General features: G+C 59.5%; 19 protein-coding genes. 4 read left to right on the top strand and 15 right to left on the bottom strand.

What is annotated here, in order from left to right:
* Positions 1-5: 5 nt before the first annotated feature.
* The 8 genes from HTY61_RS07355 to HTY61_RS07320 all read right to left on the bottom strand — a co-directional run bounded on the left by HTY61_RS07355 (position 6) and on the right by HTY61_RS07320 (position 7,328).
* Positions 6-950 (bottom strand): acetamidase/formamidase family protein, encoded by a 945-nt coding sequence (locus HTY61_RS07355; protein WP_175276180.1) that lies wholly within the window; start codon positions 948-950, stop codon positions 6-8.
* On the bottom strand, positions 940-2,559 hold the full coding sequence (locus HTY61_RS07350; protein WP_175276179.1) for an ABC transporter substrate-binding protein: 1,620 nt from the start codon (positions 2,557-2,559) through the stop codon (positions 940-942). The genes HTY61_RS07355 and HTY61_RS07350 overlap by 11 nt, the downstream gene beginning before the upstream one ends.
* A 46-nt stretch (positions 2,560-2,605) precedes the next feature.
* Entirely contained in the window at positions 2,606-3,526 is a 921-nt protein-coding gene (locus tag HTY61_RS07345) for an ABC transporter permease (RefSeq protein ID WP_175276178.1), read from the bottom strand.
* A complete protein-coding gene (locus HTY61_RS07340) occupies positions 3,526-4,416 on the bottom strand; it encodes an ABC transporter permease (protein WP_175276177.1) in 891 nt (296 codons plus the stop codon). The genes HTY61_RS07345 and HTY61_RS07340 overlap by 1 nt, the downstream gene beginning before the upstream one ends.
* Entirely contained in the window at positions 4,397-5,014 is a 618-nt protein-coding gene (locus HTY61_RS07335) for an ANTAR domain-containing response regulator (RefSeq protein WP_175276176.1), read from the bottom strand. Before HTY61_RS07335 ends, HTY61_RS07340 begins: the two co-directional genes overlap by 20 nt.
* On the bottom strand, positions 5,011-6,171 hold the full coding sequence (locus HTY61_RS07330) for a transporter substrate-binding domain-containing protein (RefSeq protein ID WP_175276175.1): 1,161 nt from the start codon (positions 6,169-6,171) through the stop codon (positions 5,011-5,013). Before HTY61_RS07330 ends, HTY61_RS07335 begins: the two co-directional genes overlap by 4 nt.
* A 376-nt stretch (positions 6,172-6,547) precedes the next feature.
* Entirely contained in the window at positions 6,548-6,826 is a 279-nt protein-coding gene (locus HTY61_RS07325) for a transposase (protein ID WP_175276174.1), read from the bottom strand.
* Between the two features lie 112 nt (positions 6,827-6,938).
* Positions 6,939-7,328: a transposase gene (locus HTY61_RS07320; protein ID WP_175276173.1), complete on the bottom strand. Its 390-nt coding sequence runs from the start codon at positions 7,326-7,328 to the stop codon at positions 6,939-6,941.
* A gap of 621 nt (positions 7,329-7,949) precedes the next feature.
* Between HTY61_RS07320 and HTY61_RS07315 the strand changes: the two genes are divergently transcribed.
* Together HTY61_RS07315 and HTY61_RS07310 are read left to right on the top strand one after the other, a co-directional pair.
* Complete coding sequence (locus HTY61_RS07315) at positions 7,950-8,543, top strand: LysE family translocator (RefSeq protein WP_175276172.1); 594 nt, start codon at positions 7,950-7,952, stop codon at positions 8,541-8,543.
* Positions 8,544-8,653: 110 nt separating this feature from the next.
* A complete protein-coding gene (locus HTY61_RS07310) occupies positions 8,654-9,160 on the top strand; it encodes a cupin domain-containing protein (RefSeq protein ID WP_175276171.1) in 507 nt (168 codons plus the stop codon).
* A gap of 59 nt (positions 9,161-9,219) precedes the next feature.
* On the opposite strand, the gene HTY61_RS07305 is transcribed toward HTY61_RS07310, so the two are convergent.
* The 6 genes from HTY61_RS07305 to HTY61_RS07280 form a co-directional block, all read right to left on the bottom strand.
* Entirely contained in the window at positions 9,220-10,119 is a 900-nt protein-coding gene (locus HTY61_RS07305; RefSeq protein ID WP_246272958.1) for a LysR substrate-binding domain-containing protein, read from the bottom strand.
* 173 nt (positions 10,120-10,292) lie between these two features.
* Complete coding sequence (locus tag HTY61_RS07300; RefSeq protein ID WP_175276169.1) at positions 10,293-10,916, bottom strand: LysE family translocator; 624 nt, start codon at positions 10,914-10,916, stop codon at positions 10,293-10,295.
* Between the two features lie 105 nt (positions 10,917-11,021).
* Positions 11,022-11,489, bottom strand: a complete 468-nt coding sequence (locus HTY61_RS07295; RefSeq protein ID WP_175276168.1) for a PaaI family thioesterase — start codon at positions 11,487-11,489, stop codon at positions 11,022-11,024.
* 194 nt (positions 11,490-11,683) lie between these two features.
* Positions 11,684-11,983, bottom strand: coding sequence for an enoyl-CoA hydratase-related protein (locus HTY61_RS07290; protein ID WP_246273014.1), 300 nt, complete (start codon positions 11,981-11,983; stop codon positions 11,684-11,686).
* A gap of 102 nt (positions 11,984-12,085) precedes the next feature.
* Positions 12,086-13,221, bottom strand: a protein-coding gene (locus HTY61_RS07285; protein ID WP_428978281.1) for an IS3 family transposase whose coding sequence is annotated in 2 segments (ribosomal slippage) — positions 12,086-12,957 and positions 12,957-13,221 — 1,137 coding nt in all. Because the reading frame shifts where the segments join, the coding sequence is not laid out codon by codon here.
* 30 nt (positions 13,222-13,251) lie between these two features.
* Positions 13,252-13,725, bottom strand: a complete 474-nt coding sequence (locus tag HTY61_RS07280; protein ID WP_175276166.1) for an enoyl-CoA hydratase-related protein — start codon at positions 13,723-13,725, stop codon at positions 13,252-13,254.
* Positions 13,726-14,058: 333 nt separating this feature from the next.
* Between HTY61_RS07280 and HTY61_RS07275 the strand changes: the two genes are divergently transcribed.
* Both HTY61_RS07275 and HTY61_RS07270 read left to right on the top strand, forming a co-directional pair.
* Positions 14,059-14,955 carry an alpha/beta fold hydrolase gene (locus HTY61_RS07275; RefSeq protein WP_175276165.1) on the top strand — a complete coding sequence of 299 codons (897 nt, stop codon included), beginning with the start codon at positions 14,059-14,061 and terminating at the stop codon, positions 14,953-14,955.
* A 95-nt stretch (positions 14,956-15,050) separates the two neighbouring features.
* Positions 15,051-15,422 (top strand): transposase, encoded by a 372-nt coding sequence (locus tag HTY61_RS07270; RefSeq protein ID WP_175276164.1) that lies wholly within the window; start codon positions 15,051-15,053, stop codon positions 15,420-15,422.
* A 205-nt stretch (positions 15,423-15,627) separates the two neighbouring features.
* Here HTY61_RS07270 and HTY61_RS07265 read toward each other — a convergent pair whose 3' ends face one another.
* Positions 15,628-16,653 (bottom strand): IS110 family RNA-guided transposase, encoded by a 1,026-nt coding sequence (locus HTY61_RS07265; protein WP_175276163.1) that lies wholly within the window; start codon positions 16,651-16,653, stop codon positions 15,628-15,630.
* Positions 16,654-16,663 lie beyond the last annotated feature (10 nt).

Below are 16,663 nucleotides of genomic sequence, written 5' to 3'. Positions count from 1 at the left end.
TGGCCTCACGAGAAAACGATCCGCGGGAAGTAGAAGGAAACCACCCAGTTGGGCTGATCGACAATTTCGCTGATCCGCAGGTCTCCGCACACCGAACAAAGCATGTAGGCTTCCTCTGGGGTCATGCCCCTCGTAGCGCACAGCAGGTCGATCATTCCCGAGACCGCGGCCCTCGCTCCTTCCATGAGGTCTGCCCCGATGCCGGTGGTTACCTCATATCCGTCGGAATCGAGATGGCGGGTCACCGGCCCCGGAGTGGTGAACCGCGGCGTGGCAAGGTTGGCGTTTTTCACGACGTCAAGCCGCAGTGCCACATTCATTGCGCTCTCGATAGCCGTGCCACACACCTCCCCGTCGCCTTGCGCGGCGTGGGTGTCACCGATGGAGAACAGCGCCCCTTCCACCTCAACCGGCAGATAGAGCGTGGTGCCGGCGGCAAGGTCCCGGATATCCAGGTTGCCGCCCACGCGCCGGGGCGGAACCACGGAATGCAGACCCGGTTCGGCGGGCGCGAGGCCGATCGTGCCAGCGAATGGCTTCAGCGGCACCTTGCCATGCTTGCCGAAAAGTGCAGGGGCAAGGGTGTCGGCCTCGTAGGTCCACAGCGTGAGGGCAGCTTCCTTGAACTGGTCGGCAAGCAGCCCGAAGCCGGGGATGTTCGCCGTCCAGCCGAAGCCTGAAGGCTTGAAGGAGAGGATCTCCACCTTCAGCGCATCGCCGGGCATAGCCCCGTCGACATAGATGGGCCCAGTGACCGGGTTGACCTTCGAAAAGTCCAGAGTCGCAACATCGGCCACCGTGCTGTCGGGCGTGAAATGGCCGTTGCCGGAATCAAGGCACGTGAACTCCAGCGTGGAACCGGGAGCGACCCGGTCCGCGGGCGGGATCGAATGATCCCACCCATAATGGTGATGGTGGCCGTGTATCGTGTAATCGCAGTTACTGCACATCTTTGGCGTATACCTCGTCGTAGTTGACCGGAATGTGCACCGGATCGACGAACAGACTGTCGTCACCGCCGATGCGCGCGGAACGGATGGTGAAGCGTTCCTCGTTGAAGATCGGCGCCCAGGGCGCGTCCTCCATGATCTTCAGATAAATGTCGCGCCACAGCGCGATGCGTTCCTCGGCCTGGGCCGGATCGACCATGGCGTCAGCTTCTTTTGCCATCGCATCAAGTTCTTCATTGCAATACCAAGACCAGTTCCAGCCGCCCGGAACCGCGCCTTCACAGCCAAGAATCGGCCCATAGAAGTTGGACGGATCGGGGAAATCGGCGATCCAGGCCATGCCGCCGGACCAGATCATCGGTGCCTGATCTTCCTCTCCGCCTGCGGCAATCACGTTGGCCTGCGCCAAGGACTTGATTGACGCATTGATGCCTATAGCCTTCAGATCCTGCTGGATCGCTTGCGCAATGCGTGGCTGCGGATCAGTGTTCATCACGTAGAGCTCGGTCTCGAAGCCATCGGCGACGCCCGCTTCGGCCAGTAGTGCCTTGGCTGCTTCAGGATCGTAGGGATAACCTTCATAGTCCTCCGCATAGCCCGGCATTGTCGGCGGCAGTGGCTGGTTGGCGGGCACGGCGCGGCCATTGATGATGCGTACAATGCGATCCTTGTTGATCGCCATGTTGACCGCCCTGCGCACCTCAACCTTGTCGAAGGGCGGGATCTTCGTGTTCATTGCCAGGTAGCCGGTGTGAAGCTGTCCACCCTGTATGATGAGATCCTTGAGTTCCGGATCGTTCATTGCCTCGATAAACTTTGCGGGCGGGATACCGTCACCGGGGACATCCACTTCGCCATTCTGAAGTCGCAGGAGGGCAACGACCGGTTCCTGGCCCACTTCGAAGATGATCTGATCTAGCTTCGGTGCGCCGATGTTCCAGTAATCCTTGAAGCGCTCAAAGACGAGCCGCTGGCCGAGCGTCCATTCGGCGAGGCGGAAGGCGCCGGAGCCAACCGGATGCTTGCCGAAGTCCGCGCCGTATTTCTCAACTTCCTCTTTGGGCACCACATGGGCAAAATTCAGCGCCAGGACGTGCAGGAAGGTGGCGTCCGGCCGGGAAAGTTCAAAGCGGATCGTGTAGGGATCCTCGACGATGATTCCCGATAGTCCTGCCGCTTCGCCTGCCGATGCTTCCTCAAAGCCCTTGATGGAACCGAAAAAGCCGGCGCCTGGACTTTGCGTTTCGGGATTGACCACCCGCTCGATGGAATATTTCACATCTTCCGCAGTGAGCTCGCGGCCATTGTGGAATTTTACGCCCTCGCGCAGCTTGAAGGTGAAGACCGTTCCATCTTCGGAAATCTCGTAGGATTCGGCAAGTTCCGGGCGTAGCTGGGTGGTGCCCGGCTCATAATCCATCAGCCCGTCAAAAAGCGACTTGATCATCGACCAGTTTTGCCAATCGTAGCCAATGGCTGGATCAAGTGTGGAGACATCGTCCTTGTAGGTGACGGTCATCGAACCGCCCTGCTTGATTTCCTGAGCATTCGAGGGCGCCGCAGCGCTCAGGGCGATGGCAGCAACGCTAAGAAGAAGAAGCTTTCTCATTTCAAGTGTTCCTTTCTCTGGTTGAGGCGCTTTGTTTGTCGTTGCGTCAGCGCAACTTGATCCGTGGGTCGATCAAGGGTGTTATGAGGTCGGCCAGCAGATTGCCGAGTACGATGGCGCAGGCCGAGACCAGCGTGACCCCCATGATGATGGGAATGTCCACACGCTGGATTGCCTGCCATGCAAGCTGACCTATGCCCGGCCAGCCAAAAACGCTTTCCACGACCACGATGCCGGACATGAACAACCCGATGTCGATGCCGATCATGGCGATGATCGGCAGAATGGCGTTGGGAAGCGCGTGGCCGAACAGAACCTTGGTGCGCGGCAGTCCGGTAGCTCGCGCAGTGCGGATGTAATCCTGACGCAGGACATCGATCAGCGAGGAGCGCATCATCCGCGCATACCAGCCGGCCCCCAGGAACCCGAGCGTAACCGAGGGCAGGACAAGATGCGCGAAAGTGCCGTAGCCGCCGATAGGAAACCAGCCGAGCTTTACGGCGAACACGTATAACAGCAGGATACCGATGACGAATTGCGGTGCGGATACACCAACAAAGGAGGCAATCATGAGCGCATCATCGGTGCGCGTGTTGCGCTTCAGAGCGGCGACGACGCCCATCGTCAAACCGAGGAGGAGTTCGCAGAATATAGCCCCGGTCATTAGAAGCAGACTTGCCGGCAGACGTGAGATAATTAGCGCTGATACCTCTGTCTTCTGCAGGTAGGAGCGGCCAAGGTCGCCTTGAACCAATCCTCCCAGATAGCGCAGATACTGCTGGTAGAAGGGGAGGTTGAGGCCCAGCTGCTCGCGGATGTTTTCCACTGTCTCGGCGGTTGCGCTACGCCCCGCAATCTGGCGGGCAGGGTCGGCTGGCACGAGATACAAGAGCACAAACGTAACGAAACTGATGCCGAACAGGATCAGAACTGTCTGGATGAGGCGGCGGGCGATGTATGCAGCCATCAGTGTCTTCCCTGTTGTGTCGGGTCGAGAATGTCCCGAAGCGCATCGCCGACCAGATTGAAGGCGAGCGCCAGCGCCAGGATTGCCGCACCCGGGATGAAGACGAGCCAGGGAGCGGAGGTGAAGTAGGTCTGGTTTTCGAAGATGATGTTGCCCCAAGAGGGGATGGGCGGCTGGACGCCGATGCCGAGGAAGGAAAGGGTGGCTTCCAGCAGCACGGTGGTGGCGATGCCGAGCGTAGCCCAGACGATGATGGTGGACAGGAGATGCGGCAGGATATGGCGCACGAGAATGCGCCCTGCGCCGGCTCCCATCGCGCGCTCGGCTATCACGAAATCCCGTTCGGCGATGGAGCGGGTCTCCGTATAGGTGACCCGGGCAATTTGCACCCAGTTCACCATTGCGATTACCAATGCCACGATCCACAGGCTGGGGCGGAAGATGGCCGCCAGCACGATGGCGAGTAGAAGCGCGGGGAATGCCATCATCAGGTCGGTAAACCGCATGAGCACAGTATCGACCCAGCCGCGGAAGTAGCCCGCGGTGATACCGATCACCGAGCCGATAACAACTGCAATGCCATTCGCAAGAACGCCGATCACAAGGGATGTGCGCGCGCCGTATACGAGGCGGCTGAGCAAATCTCGTCCGACAAGGTCTGTACCGAACCAGAACTGCGCGTTGGGAGGCAGTGGCGCGCCTTCAAGCGTCAGTCCTTCGAAAAACTGTTCATAAGGATCGTAAGGAGCAAGCCACGGCGCAAGGACCGCTGCCAGAACCACAACCGCGATGATGAACAGGCCCACGAGCGCCAGTGGCCTGCGCAGAAGGCGTGCCGGAACCGAGGGTGTCATGGCTTGTGTGTCGGTTTCAGCGAACGTTCGTGACATTCTTCCGTCCGTCTGTATTGAAACCGGCCACGATGGCTGCAGCAGCTTTCTCAATGGAGCGCCGCTCGGTCATGGCCGTTTTCCGAAGTTGATTGTAGGCCGCTTCGGCATCACAGTTTCGCTTCAGCATTAGAATGGCTGTCGCCTCGGCGACGATCTGCCGTTTTGCGAGCTGGTCTTTCAGACGGGCTATTTCCTTCGTCTGCGACGTGCGCCGCAAATATCCTTGGCTTGCCACGACGAGCGCACTGTAAAGTCCGGCGCTGCCTATGGGCTTCAGGAGCTGTGCATCTGCTCCCTGTCCTATGGTCCATGCAATACGACCCGGCGCTTCCGATCCGATAAGTGCTATGATCGGCATGGGCGCCAGTCCCGGTGCCCAAGGAAACTGCTCATCATAGCCCATGTCCGCATCAATCAGCAGTACGTCGAAGTCGTACATCGCTTGTGCATCCTCAAGCGTGGGCCATGCCTGTTCAGCCGTAATGCCGATGCGCGCACACTGGGTCATGAGCGCGTCCACGTTCTGGTGCGGCCGATGCAGGATCAGTGCCCGCCAGCCAACGAAATTTGGTGTGTAGGCGAGGGAAGGGGTCATCTCACCACCCTCAACCGGCCTGCATGATTGTCGATACCCGCATAGAGCCGATCGAGCGGCGTCGCTGTAAGAAAAGGGTCCGGGGCGATGGAATCCCGACAATGATGCATGATTTCGAAATCGCCGTCGGCCTTTGCCCGTCCGATATGCGCGCAAAGGCTGACGTGATTGGTGCTGCGATCGACACGCAGGGAGCCGAGCGGCGTCATGGTTTCGGTGCTGCGCACCGCCTCCAGAACACCATGGGCCTCGTCGCTGCCCGTGCGCCGGATCGCTTCCGCGATCATAACAACGGCTGCGTAAGCCTGAACAAAGAACGCATCAGCCACGCGTGTCGGCGCGCTCGCGCTCATGCGTGCTGCAAAGCGGTCGTTTTCCTCGCTTGCCAAGGAGCGGAAGTAACTGGAAACCGTGTAGTGCCCGGCAGCGTTTTTCCCAAGTCGTGTGGTTTCGTTTTCGCACAGATTGCAGCTCACGACGGGACGGTTTTCTGGCAGGAAAGCGGGATCTTCGAGACCCAGCGCCCGGTAGGCTGCGAGGAAAGCATACGAGGTGTCGCCGATCAGGTTGTTGAGAATGAAATCGGGACGCTTCTCCCGAATTTCGGCAATCAGGTGACCGATATCCGTGTCACCGATAGGCACATAGCGTTCGCCCAAAACGCTACCTCCGGAGCGGGTGAGTATATCGCGGGCAATCCGGTTGGTTTCCCAGCCCCAAATGTAGTTGGACCCGGTCAGGAAGCCGCGTGCACCAAAGCGTGGAACGATATAGTCGAGCAGAGGTACGAGGTGCTGATTGGCACAAGCAGCAACATAAACGAGGCTCTCTGAAACCTCGAAACCTTCGTAGACGCATGGATACCACAGGAGTGCGTCGAGTTTCTCGACCACCGGAATCACCTCCTTGCGGCTCCAGGATGTGGTGCAGCCGACAATGTGTCGGGCTCCTGCCTTGCGGATCAGGTCCCGACAAAGTTCGGCATAACGATCGGTATTACCCGCCGGGTCGGCGTGGTGGGCTTTGAGCTGGAACGGGAAGCTGCTGTCCGCATTGATATCGGCCACCGCCGCCAACGCACCGCTGTAACCCTGCTCGGCGGGTCGGCTGTAGCTGCCGGAACATGAAAACAAGACGCCGATCGGATAAACGCTCACGCTCGTTCCCCAAAACACAAAAAGCCCCGATGGGAACAACAATATTCCCAGCGAGGCCCAAATGCCGATGTATATTTGCTTGCTAGCCTAGCTTGACGAACGATCCTGTCAAGGAGAGATTATGCGGACGTGGACATCGGCATGGATGCGCGCGGTTTGGTTCTTGAGGCGCAACGGGTGCCAAGGCGGAATGAATTATCCGCACAACTGACCACTCGGTGCCACAAGGTCGAGCAAGATTCTTGGGCATTTTAGCTTGTAGCAAGCACGGACGGCGATTCGACCACGCAAGCCTGTAAGTCCGGCCGAGTCTATATCGCGGCGGGGCTTGTCGAGTGCTTGGCTTCTTCGAAGTGCGTGGAACCGGGAACCATTGCTAGGTCGTGTGGACGGATTTGATCAAGATGAAGCTGGTGGCGAGGGCGACGATAGAGGCGAAGTTGCGTCTGGTCTTTTCGCAGCGTAGGGCGATCCGCTTGAAGCGTTTCAGTTTACCGACGGCCTGCTCGATGCGGGCGCGCCCCTTGTAGATTGAGTTTGTGAAGCGTGCTGGCTTTCTCTTTTCATTGGCCTTGTGCGGGATCACGGCAATTGCGCCACAGCGGCGTGCAGCCTGCCGGTTGGCCCTGCTGGCATATCCCTTGTCGCCCACCACCGCGCGTGGTTCGACATCGGGACCGAGCGCAAGCAGGACGGGGAAGGGGGCGCGTCGCCCTTCTCGCCACCGGTCAGGTCGAAAGCGATCGGATGGCCGTCAAAGTCTGTTTTCAGATGGATTTTCGTCGAGAACCCGCCGCGCGAGCGGCCGAGTGCCTGGTTCTTCTGCCTCCTTTTGCGCCCGCTGCGGAGACATGGGCGCGAACCACCGTGGAGTCGAACATCTGGACCAGATGTGCCGCTGAGCTCAGATTCGCCAGATGATCAAGGAACACGTCGAATACGCCGGCCTTGCTCAACCGGTCGAACCGTTTCCAGATGCTGTTCCCTTTGCCGAAGCGTTCCGGCAACGCACGCCACGTGACATTGTGAACCGCGAAATAATGCGGCGCTTCAAGGAACAACCGGTCATCGCGGCCTTTGGCCCCGCGCCGGGGAAGCGCCGCCCGAAACACGGCCAACGCCTTGTCCCAATCCTCATCCGTCATTCTCGTGGACATTGCCGACCCTCCAAATCAGTCGGCATTCCATGAATTACATTGAAAACGCTTCGGGAATCCTCAAGCCAATAGCCGAGCCAATCCGTCCACACGGCCTAGTTCATTGCACTTCCGGATATTCTGCCAGATATTCGATTCCCCTCGGCGCCACCAAAAAACCCTCCAAGAGATGTAAGAAAATCAACGAACTTCCGAGAAATCGGGCACTCCTGCGGGCTCAAAGTTGCAATTTCTGTACAACAAACTGTGCAACATTTGGTGCGCGGAGGCCGGCATTACGACGCGCATGTTCTGGCAGCACGTCGACATTTGGATGATCCCGCAATTGAGGGCAGTCAGGCAGGATTGTGTGTGTCATCCACGACCCGAGCCGTGATCGCGCTGGATGTCCGTTCCGGCGTGTCAGTCCGGCCGCGGAAAATAGGCGATACTGCCAACCTGGAGGGAAGCTTACAGGTCGCGGATTGCTATTTCGCGGCAGAGAATGCGCCCTTTTGAGGGAGAAGACGGTGGAAGATGGTCGCCTAGCAGAATTGATCTCACTCGCTGATGAGAATTCTTCATTGGCGCTCCGGGCAGCCTCCGGGCGAGATGGATCCGAAGCGATTCAGGAGACATTTCATGGAGATATCTGCCTTAGTGCCGCTCGCCATTTACATATTTGTGATGACGATAACGCCTGGGCCGAACAACATGATGCTGGCGAGTTCAGGGCTCGTCTTCGGAATTGGACGAAGCGTGCCTCATATCTTGGGAATAACCTCGGGAGTGGCACTTCAATTGCTGCTGACGGGGTTCGGGCTGGGGACGATCTTTGCGGCCGAGCCCGCGATCCAGTTCGCGTTGAAGGTCTTGGGAACCGCATATCTGTTCTGGTTGTCGTCGCGCCTATGGCAGGCCGGCGCGCCTGAGAGTGTTTCATCTCCACGGCCAATCAACTTTCGGGAAGCAGCGGTCTTTCAGTTCATCAACCCAAAGGCCTGGCTGATCGCTGTCACCATCTGTTCCGTCTTTTTGAGCTCGCAATATTCCATGCTCCTTCAGATCACGGTTTTCAGCTTGGCTTTTCTCGCCGTGGGTGCGCCCTCAATGCTCGCCTGGGTCTGTTTCGGTGCAAGCGTGCGGAGGCTTACAACAAACAGCCACCGAATTCGCCTGATCAACCGGATCATGGCGGGGCTGACGGCATTCACCGGCGCGATGTTCTGGATGTAAGGTGGGGGTCTTGGGAGCGCGTGGGCATGAAGACTTCTTCATCATGGTGGAGAAGGATTCAATTGTCATGACTCGCCGGGCAGTGCCCTTTTGGGGGAAAGGAGGACGCCATGACTACACATGAAGAAACAAGCCCTCTCGTCAGGCTTTCGGACCTTGCCATGACCCGGCAGACGCATGCAGACCGCTTCGACGCATGCTTCGCTTCGATTGCCGCTCCCAAGGGCGCGCGTTACCTCGGGGCCCGCCTGACCGAAGTGCCACCCGGAAAAAGTGCCTGGCCGTTTCATTGTCATCATGCAAATGATGAAATCTTCATCATCCTCGAAGGCAGTGGCACGTTGCGCCATGGGGAAACAGAATGGTCGGTAAGTGCGGGCGATGTGGTGGTTTGTCCCGCAGGCGGGCCGGAGACAGCGCACCAGTTGAAAGCGGGGGATACGGCGCTGCGCTATATCGCGATAAGCTCGATGCGCGAACCTGACGTTGCAGAATATCCCGACAGCAGCAAGGTAGCTGTATTCGCGGGCAGCGCGCCGGGCGGGAATCGGGCCGAGCGACGGCTTGCCGCCACTTGGCGCAAGACGGACAGCGTTGACTACTGGCTGGGGGAGTGAGCGAGACCGCGCGTTGCCGCAAGGGGCCGAACGGGCCGGGCATCACGCGGCCCGGGCACTCAGCACGCTTTCGGCGCCCGGCAGGCTTCGGTTTCTTCCAAGAGCCATTTGCGAAGGTTCCTGATGCGCCGGTCACGAGCTAACGCCTCGGGGTAGACAAGCCAGTATCCTGCGCCGGTATCGATGCGGTGCTCGAACATCGGAATCAGCCGCCCGGCCTGCACATCGGCCTGCGCGATTTCCCAGCCTGCCAGCGTTATCCCCGCACCATCCGCAGCGGCCTTGAGCCCCAGACCGGCGGAATCCACAATCGTGACCGCCGCCGGTTCCAGTGGCCCGCCCGGCAGGCTGGCATTCCAGACCTTCCAATTCTGTTTGCGATGCTGTGAGAGGAACAGGTTTGCACCTGCCGCCGTGGCACGGGGATTGTTACCGTCAAGAAGTCCGGGCGGAGCAAACAGCGTGACCGTCTCATCGAACAGAAGATCGGCCATCAGCCCGTCCCATTGTCCCCGGCCGTGGCGGATGGCGGCGTCGGCCTCACCGGCAGAGAGGTCGAGCGCGGCCTGACTTGTGGAGATGAGCAATTCGAAGCCAGCGCGCTCGAACGGATAATCAGACAGGCGGGGCGAAAGCCAGTGCACGGCGAAGGTGGGCAACATGGTCAGGCGCACAGGACCGTTCTTGCGCTCGGCGGTAAGTTCTTCCACGGCCGAGGCGATCTGGTAAAAACCGCCGGTCAACTGCCCCGACAGCTTGCCGCCGGCCTCTGTCAGATGAAGCGATGCCCCGACCCGCCGCAAGAGGTCCACCCCCAAAGCGGCCTCAAGCGCCTTGACCTGATGGGATACGGCAGAAGGCGTCACACCGAGCTCCATGGCGGCCCCCTTGATGGACCGTAGACGCGCAGCCGCTTCAAACGCGCGCAGGGCGTTCAGCGGCACTTTGAGTCGCGGCATGGGATTGGGTTTGTCTGGCATGCGGCAAGAATAAACTCGCCTTACAGGAACGAAAAGGCAGGCGAGGGCACTACGCGGGGCTGTCATGCCCACGGGTAGAAGGGGCACTCGGGAGGTAGTGGGAGGTGGGGGGAGGGGGCGATACAGCTGCAGCCATGTCGAAGCGCGCACCATCATTTTTGCAGAATCAGTTTCACGCCAAAGACCACGAAAATGGCGCCGAAGACGCGCGTCAGATGCCGTTTGACGCCGGCGAGGTAGCCTTGTCCCGTTCGGGAAGTCAGGGCCAATGCCAGCAAGCTGTACCAGGTGGCGGACAGCGATACCGTCGTCAATGTAACGGCTCCAACCAACATCATCGGCGGTGAGGGCGGCAGGGCGCTTGCATAAAGGCTCGCGATGAACAGTGCGGTTTTGGGGTTTGACAAGTTTACGGTAACCCCAATCGCAAATGCGCGTGGTGTCGAAATGGTCGTCGTCCGGGGAGCGTCAACAGCCGCCCGCGTAAGGGAATTCATGTCAGTCTGGATCATCCGCCGGCCGAGATGAATCAGGTAGAGTGCCCCACCAATTCTCAAGGCATGATAGCTCCACGGTGCGGCATAGAACAGGGCTGCCACCCCGAAAAATCCGGTCAGCCAAAAGATCAGCGTGCCGCAAACGATCCCGGCGACCGTGGACAAGGCGCGGCATCGCCCCGCTCGCATGGCAATATTCACGATCATGAGCGTGTCCGGCCCGGGCACCAGCACAGCGAGCCCCCACAGCAGGCCAATGGAGATCGTCAATGTCAGCAAGTCGATATGGGCTCGCCTCTCAATACTAGCCGCTCTGAACCGGTTCGCACGCTTCCGCCGTCCTGCTCCGTTTCGCGCGCCTCCGGCATAAATATCGGTACGCGGTCAATTCTTCCGCTCGGTTTCCTGCCGCTGCGAAATCGAGGGATCATCGGCCTTGCCCGCAAGGCACATCATGGTGGCCTGCATTCGAGCCGCTAGCGCTTCGTTGCCGCCGTCGATGGCAAACACGTTCGCCTCGACCACGGAAAGCGTCCGCCCCGCTTTGATCGTGTTCGCTTCGGCGCGCAGGGCCTGACCCATGGCCGGTTTGATCAGGTTTACCTTGAATTCGACGGTCAGAACCGACGCATTCTCCGGCATCGTGGAATAGGCCGCATATCCGGCCGCGGTATCGGCAAGCGTGGTGATCACCCCGGCATGGGCAAAACCGTGCTGCTGGGTCAGTTCGGGGCGGATGGCCAGGGTAATGGTGCATCTGCCCGGCTCCAGGCTTTCGAGCTCGGTGCCCAGAAACCGCAGGAAGTTCTGTCGAGCATAGCTGTCGCGTGCGCGTTTGATCGGATCGAACATGTTAAACCTCCTCCATCCAGCACGGCGTTCTCCCGGAACGCGGAAAACTGAGAAAAACTCAGATCGGCATGAGCGAATCCGCCCTGCACATCCATGTTTCGTCTCGGATCGCCTGGAAAAGGTCGCTGTGCACGGCGCGCGGTTCAAGCCAAGGCAGGTAGCGACGCGTGACAACCTACCAACGCCCCAAGGATTTACCGGTCACGAAACACGGGATCGCGTCTTTCCTTGAACGCGCTCATACCCTCACGCGAATCCGCCATTGCCAACGACCTGTAAAACAAGCCACGTTCCATGAACAAGCCGCTTTCCAGCGGGATTTCACTGGTCGCATTCACCGATGCCTTGATCATCTTCAGTATCGGCAGGGAGAATGCTGCATGTTCGGCTGCGACGGTGCGGGCTTCGGACAATAGATCCGCTGCTGCCACAATCCGGGAAACGAGCCCGACACGTTCGGCCTCGGTCGCGCTCATCCTTCTGCCGGTCAGCAACAAATCAAGTGCCTTGTGGCGGCCCAGAAGGCGGGGGAGAAGAGGTGGTCCTAGAATTTCGACCAGTTTGCCGCCGGGCTAAGCTATCGCATTGGTTTCATTTCAGGCGGCGGCTTTCAGGTTTGGGGCCCGGCTATCATATGCCTCGCCCGGCGTCAGCAGCCCATGCGATGAGTGCGGGCGCTTCTCATTGTAATAGGTGATCCAGGCGCCAATCCCGTGTCGGGCCTCCGAGCCGGTCTCGAAGGCGTTCAGGTAGACACACTCGTATTTTAGGGACCGCCAGAAGCGCTCGATCATCCGATTATCGATCCAGCGCCCACGGCCGTCCATCGAGATCTTCACCTTGGCATCATTCAGGACATCGGTGAAGTCGGCGCTGGTGAACTGCGAGCCCTGGTCGGAGTTGAATATCTCGGGCGGGCCGTATCTGGCCAGCGCCTCCTTCAGTGCCTCGACGCAGAACCCGGCATCCATGCTGTTCGACAGCCGCCAGCTCAGAACTTTCCGGCTGTGCCAGTCCATGACCGCCACGAGGTACAGGAAGCCCCGGCGCATCGGGATATAGCTGATGTCCGTACACCAGACCTGATTGGGTCGGGTGATGGCCAAGCCTTTGAGAAGGTACGGGTAAATCTTGTGCTCGGGGTGTTTCGTGCTCGTCTTCGGCTCCTGGTAAATCGGCACCAGCCGCATGAGCCTCATCAGTCGCCGCACCCGATGGCGCCCGCATCTGTGTCCCTCTCGCTGCATGTGGCGGGCCATTTGCCGCGAGCCGTACCATGGCGTTTCCAGGAACTGCCGGTCGATGATTTTCATGAACGCCAGGTTCTCGGCGCTTTCCCCGCGCGGTTGATAGGAGAGGCTGGAGCGCGCCAGCGACAGCAGGCTGCACTGCCGCCGGACGCTGAGATCGGGATGGTCCTGCTTCACCGCTTTTTGCCTCCAGTGCCGAGGATGAGACTGGAGGCTTCCGATAAAAAATCGCGCTCCACGACCAACTGGCCGATCTTGGCATGCAGCTTCTCGACATCCTTCCTGGATATCGCCGGCTCGGCCGATACCGCACCACCAAATGCCGATGCCATGTTCTCGATTGCCGTTCTCTTCCATCCGCTGATCATTGTCGGATGGACGCCGTACTTCCTGGCCAGCTCGGCCGTCGTCAACTCTTCGCGGATGGCTTCAAGCGCAACCTTGGCCTTGAACTCCGCCGAATAGCGTTTCCGCTTTGTCATCTGGGGTATTCCTTCGTCAGTCGCTAAAGCTTAGCAACTGGTCCAAAATCTCGCGACCACCTCTAGACGCTGGCTTCCTCCGGCGCCGGGCATGACGCCGAGTCTCACTTCGGGATGGCCAAACACGGCATTGTCGGCTGCGATCACAATATCGCAAATTTCGACTAGCTCGCAACCACCCCCGAGCGCATGGCCGTTGACGGCCGCGATGATCGGTTTCGTTATCCTTGCGAGCTGGTGACTGCTCCCCGAAAAGCCAGTGCGCACGGCCTCGGAAACCGACATGTCCAGCATCGCATCAATATCGGCGCCGGCGCAGAAGTGCCGCCCGGTACCGGTCAGAAGAAAAACGCGCACCGTATCGTCTCGGTCCAGTTCGAGAACCGTATCGTTCAGCGCATCGATCAATTTCGGCGATAATGCGTTGAGCGATCTGGGTACATTCAGCGTCACCTCGGCCACGCCATTGTCGCGACATGCGACAAGCACCAGATCTCCGGCCACCTGACTACTCCTTTCCCGGCAATGTCGGGGCTGCACCGTGATATTGCTGGGTTCTGCCCCGTCCCGTTCAAAAAGTGACTCGATCTTTCCGCAGATCTGCTGCGTTGTCGAATGAGCAGGATTCAAAACCGATTTAGAATATTTCACACCCGTGTCGAAGGTGGATCACGGTCGGGCGGAGAAGCTGATTTTTGTTTTCTATCGCCTGACTTCTTTTCAATTTTCTGCGCTGCTTCGCCGTGCTGTGATCGACATTGCAAGAATGGCCAGCCCGGAGAAGGTGGCCGGGCGATCGAGCATGCTCGCCGGAAGACCGTTGCGGGAGAGATGGATATGGAATCGGAGTTCTGGTCGCTGAAACAAAACAAGGTGGCAGGTGATGGTGTCGATCTGAACTATCGCTGCTGCGGCGAAGGGCCGCCGTTGGTTTTCCTGCATGGCTATCCGCAGACGCATGTAACCTGGCATCGCGTTGCCGCGGAATTCGCCCGGGATTTCACCTGCTATTTCTTTGATTTGCGCGGCTACGGCGACAGCAGCATCCCGCCAGCAGGAGACGGTCATTTCGCTTACTCCAAGCGCAGCATGGCCAAGGATATTGTCCTGGCCATGAAAAGGCTGGGCTATCGGCGTTTTGCCATACTGGGGCACGACAGGGGCGCGCGGGTGGCTTATCGTATGGCTCTCGACTGGCCCGACACGGTATCGAAACTTGGGATTGTGGAGATCATCCCCACCGGCGACATGTGGGACGGGCTTGATGCAAGCATGGCTCTCAAAGCCTATCACTGGTCCTTTCTCGCTCAGCCATCGCCATTACCCGAACGGATGATATCGGGCGATCCGGAAATGTATTTAGACTGGACACTCGCATCATGGTCGAGGGGACGTAGTCTCGATGTATTCGACGCCAGGGCCTTGAACGAATACCGGAGGCAGTTCGCCGATCCGCATCGGGTGGAGGCAATGTGCGAAGACTACCGGGCAGGCGCGACGATTGACCGGGAACTTGATCAAGCAGACAAGGATAGTCACTGTCGGATCGAAGCACCAGTGTTCTTCATATACAGCGATATTGGGTTTCCGGCGAATGCTGGCGATCCTCTCGCCCTGTGGCGGCAATGGGCAACGACTGTCGATGGGGGTATGGTCAAGTCCGGGCACTTCCCACAGGAAGAGGCGCCAGAGGAACTTATACGACACCTGCGCCCGTTTTTTCTCTCTGGCTAGGCCGTGTGGACGGATTGGCTCGGGTATTGGTTTGAGGATTCCCGAAGCGTTTTCAATGTGATTCATGGAATGCCGACTGATTTGGAGGGTCGGCAATGTCCACGAGAATGACGGATGAGGATTGGGACAAGGCGTTGGCCGTGTTTCGGGCGGCGCTTCCCCGGCGCGGGGCCAAAGGCCGCGATGACCGGTTGTTCCTTGAAGCGCTGCATTATTTCGCGGTTCACAATGTCACGTGGCGTGCGTTGCCGGAACGCTTCGGCAAATGGAACAGCATCTGGAAACGGTTCGACCGGTTGAGCAAGGCCGGCGTGTTCGACGTGTTCCTTGATCATCTGGCGAATCTGAGCTCATCGGCGCATCTGGTCCAGATGTTCGACTCCACGGTGGTTCGCGCCCATGTCTCCGCAGCGGGCGCAAACGTATGGCCCGCCCCGATTGCAAGTGGTTTGCCGGTGATGGTGTGATCAGTCTGCACAAACGTATCCGGCATGTCGGCGCAAAGCCGTTGCCAAGATGGAGATCCGCGCGCTCCGATCCTCATAAAGGGGCCGGCCTCGAGGGCCATTTAGCGCCGGAGGTTTTCGGGACGCCGATCGACTGTCAGGCCATCTTCCTTTCACCACTCGCAGTTCGTCGCGTCCGGCGAAGTTTTCTCCGGACGCATGTTCCTCATGCCGGTATGGACGCAGCTTGATAAGTTTTACCGTGGCGGAGCAGCGCCCAGACGATACGGGCCAACTTCGCGGCCAGCGCGACGACGGCAACGTTGGGATGGGCTCGGGCCAAAAGTGCACGTAGCCACGATCCAATCGCAGTGTCGGTTTTGGCCAGCGAGGGCATGGCGGATCGTGCGCCCTGGATCAGCATCTTGCGCAGATATCGGCTGCCCCGCTTCGTGATCCCGAGTAGCTTCGGCCTGCCGCCGGTGGTGACCTGGCGAGGCACGAGCCCCAACCAAGCAGCAAGATCGCGTCCCTTCGAGAAGGTCGCCGCGCTGCCCACTGCGGCTACCAGAGCCGTGGCGTTCAGCGCTCCGATGCCAGGAATACCTGTCAGCCGCCGGGCCCGATCGTCGGTCCGAGCCATGGTTGCGAACTCGGCATCAAAGGCAGTGATGCGACGGTCCAACTCGTCCCAGCGTGCGCGCATGTCGCCGAGCAAGAACGCCATGCGCCGGCTCAACGCACCCGCGCCTGAATCCAACAATTCTCCGAGCAGGAGGCGCAGTCGGGCGTGGCCCTGCGCCGCGACGTGCCCGCGCTCCAGCAGAAGGCTCCTTGTCTGGTTGGTCAACGAGGTGCGTTCACCGACCAAGCGATCGCGCACCCGATGCAGCGTCTGAACGTCGAGTTGCTCTTCGCTCTTGAGTTCGACGAAGCGCATGGTTGGCCGGGGCGCCGCTTCGGCGATCGCCTCGGCGTCACGGTCGTCGTTCTTTTGCGCCTTGACGTACGGGCGCACATATTCCGGCGACATCAAGCGGACTTCGTGGCCGAGTCCTGCTAACATGCGGCCCATATGATGCGCTCCGCAACACGCCTCCATTGCCATCGTGCAGGGCGGCAGCTTGGCGGCGAACGCGATCACCCCGTCGCGTCGCATCCGCCGTCGCACGATCACCGATCCATCTGCGTCGAGGCCGACGATGCTACAGCTGTTCTTGCCCAGGTCGATACCGAGGATCACTATGCTCATGGTCCGTTCC

It is taken from the genome of Oricola thermophila (assembly GCF_013358405.1).
Lineage (GTDB): Bacteria > Pseudomonadota > Alphaproteobacteria > Rhizobiales > Rhizobiaceae > Oricola > Oricola thermophila.
The sequence above is the reverse complement of the archived record's forward strand: the minus strand, read 5'-3'. Positions and strand labels throughout refer to the sequence as shown.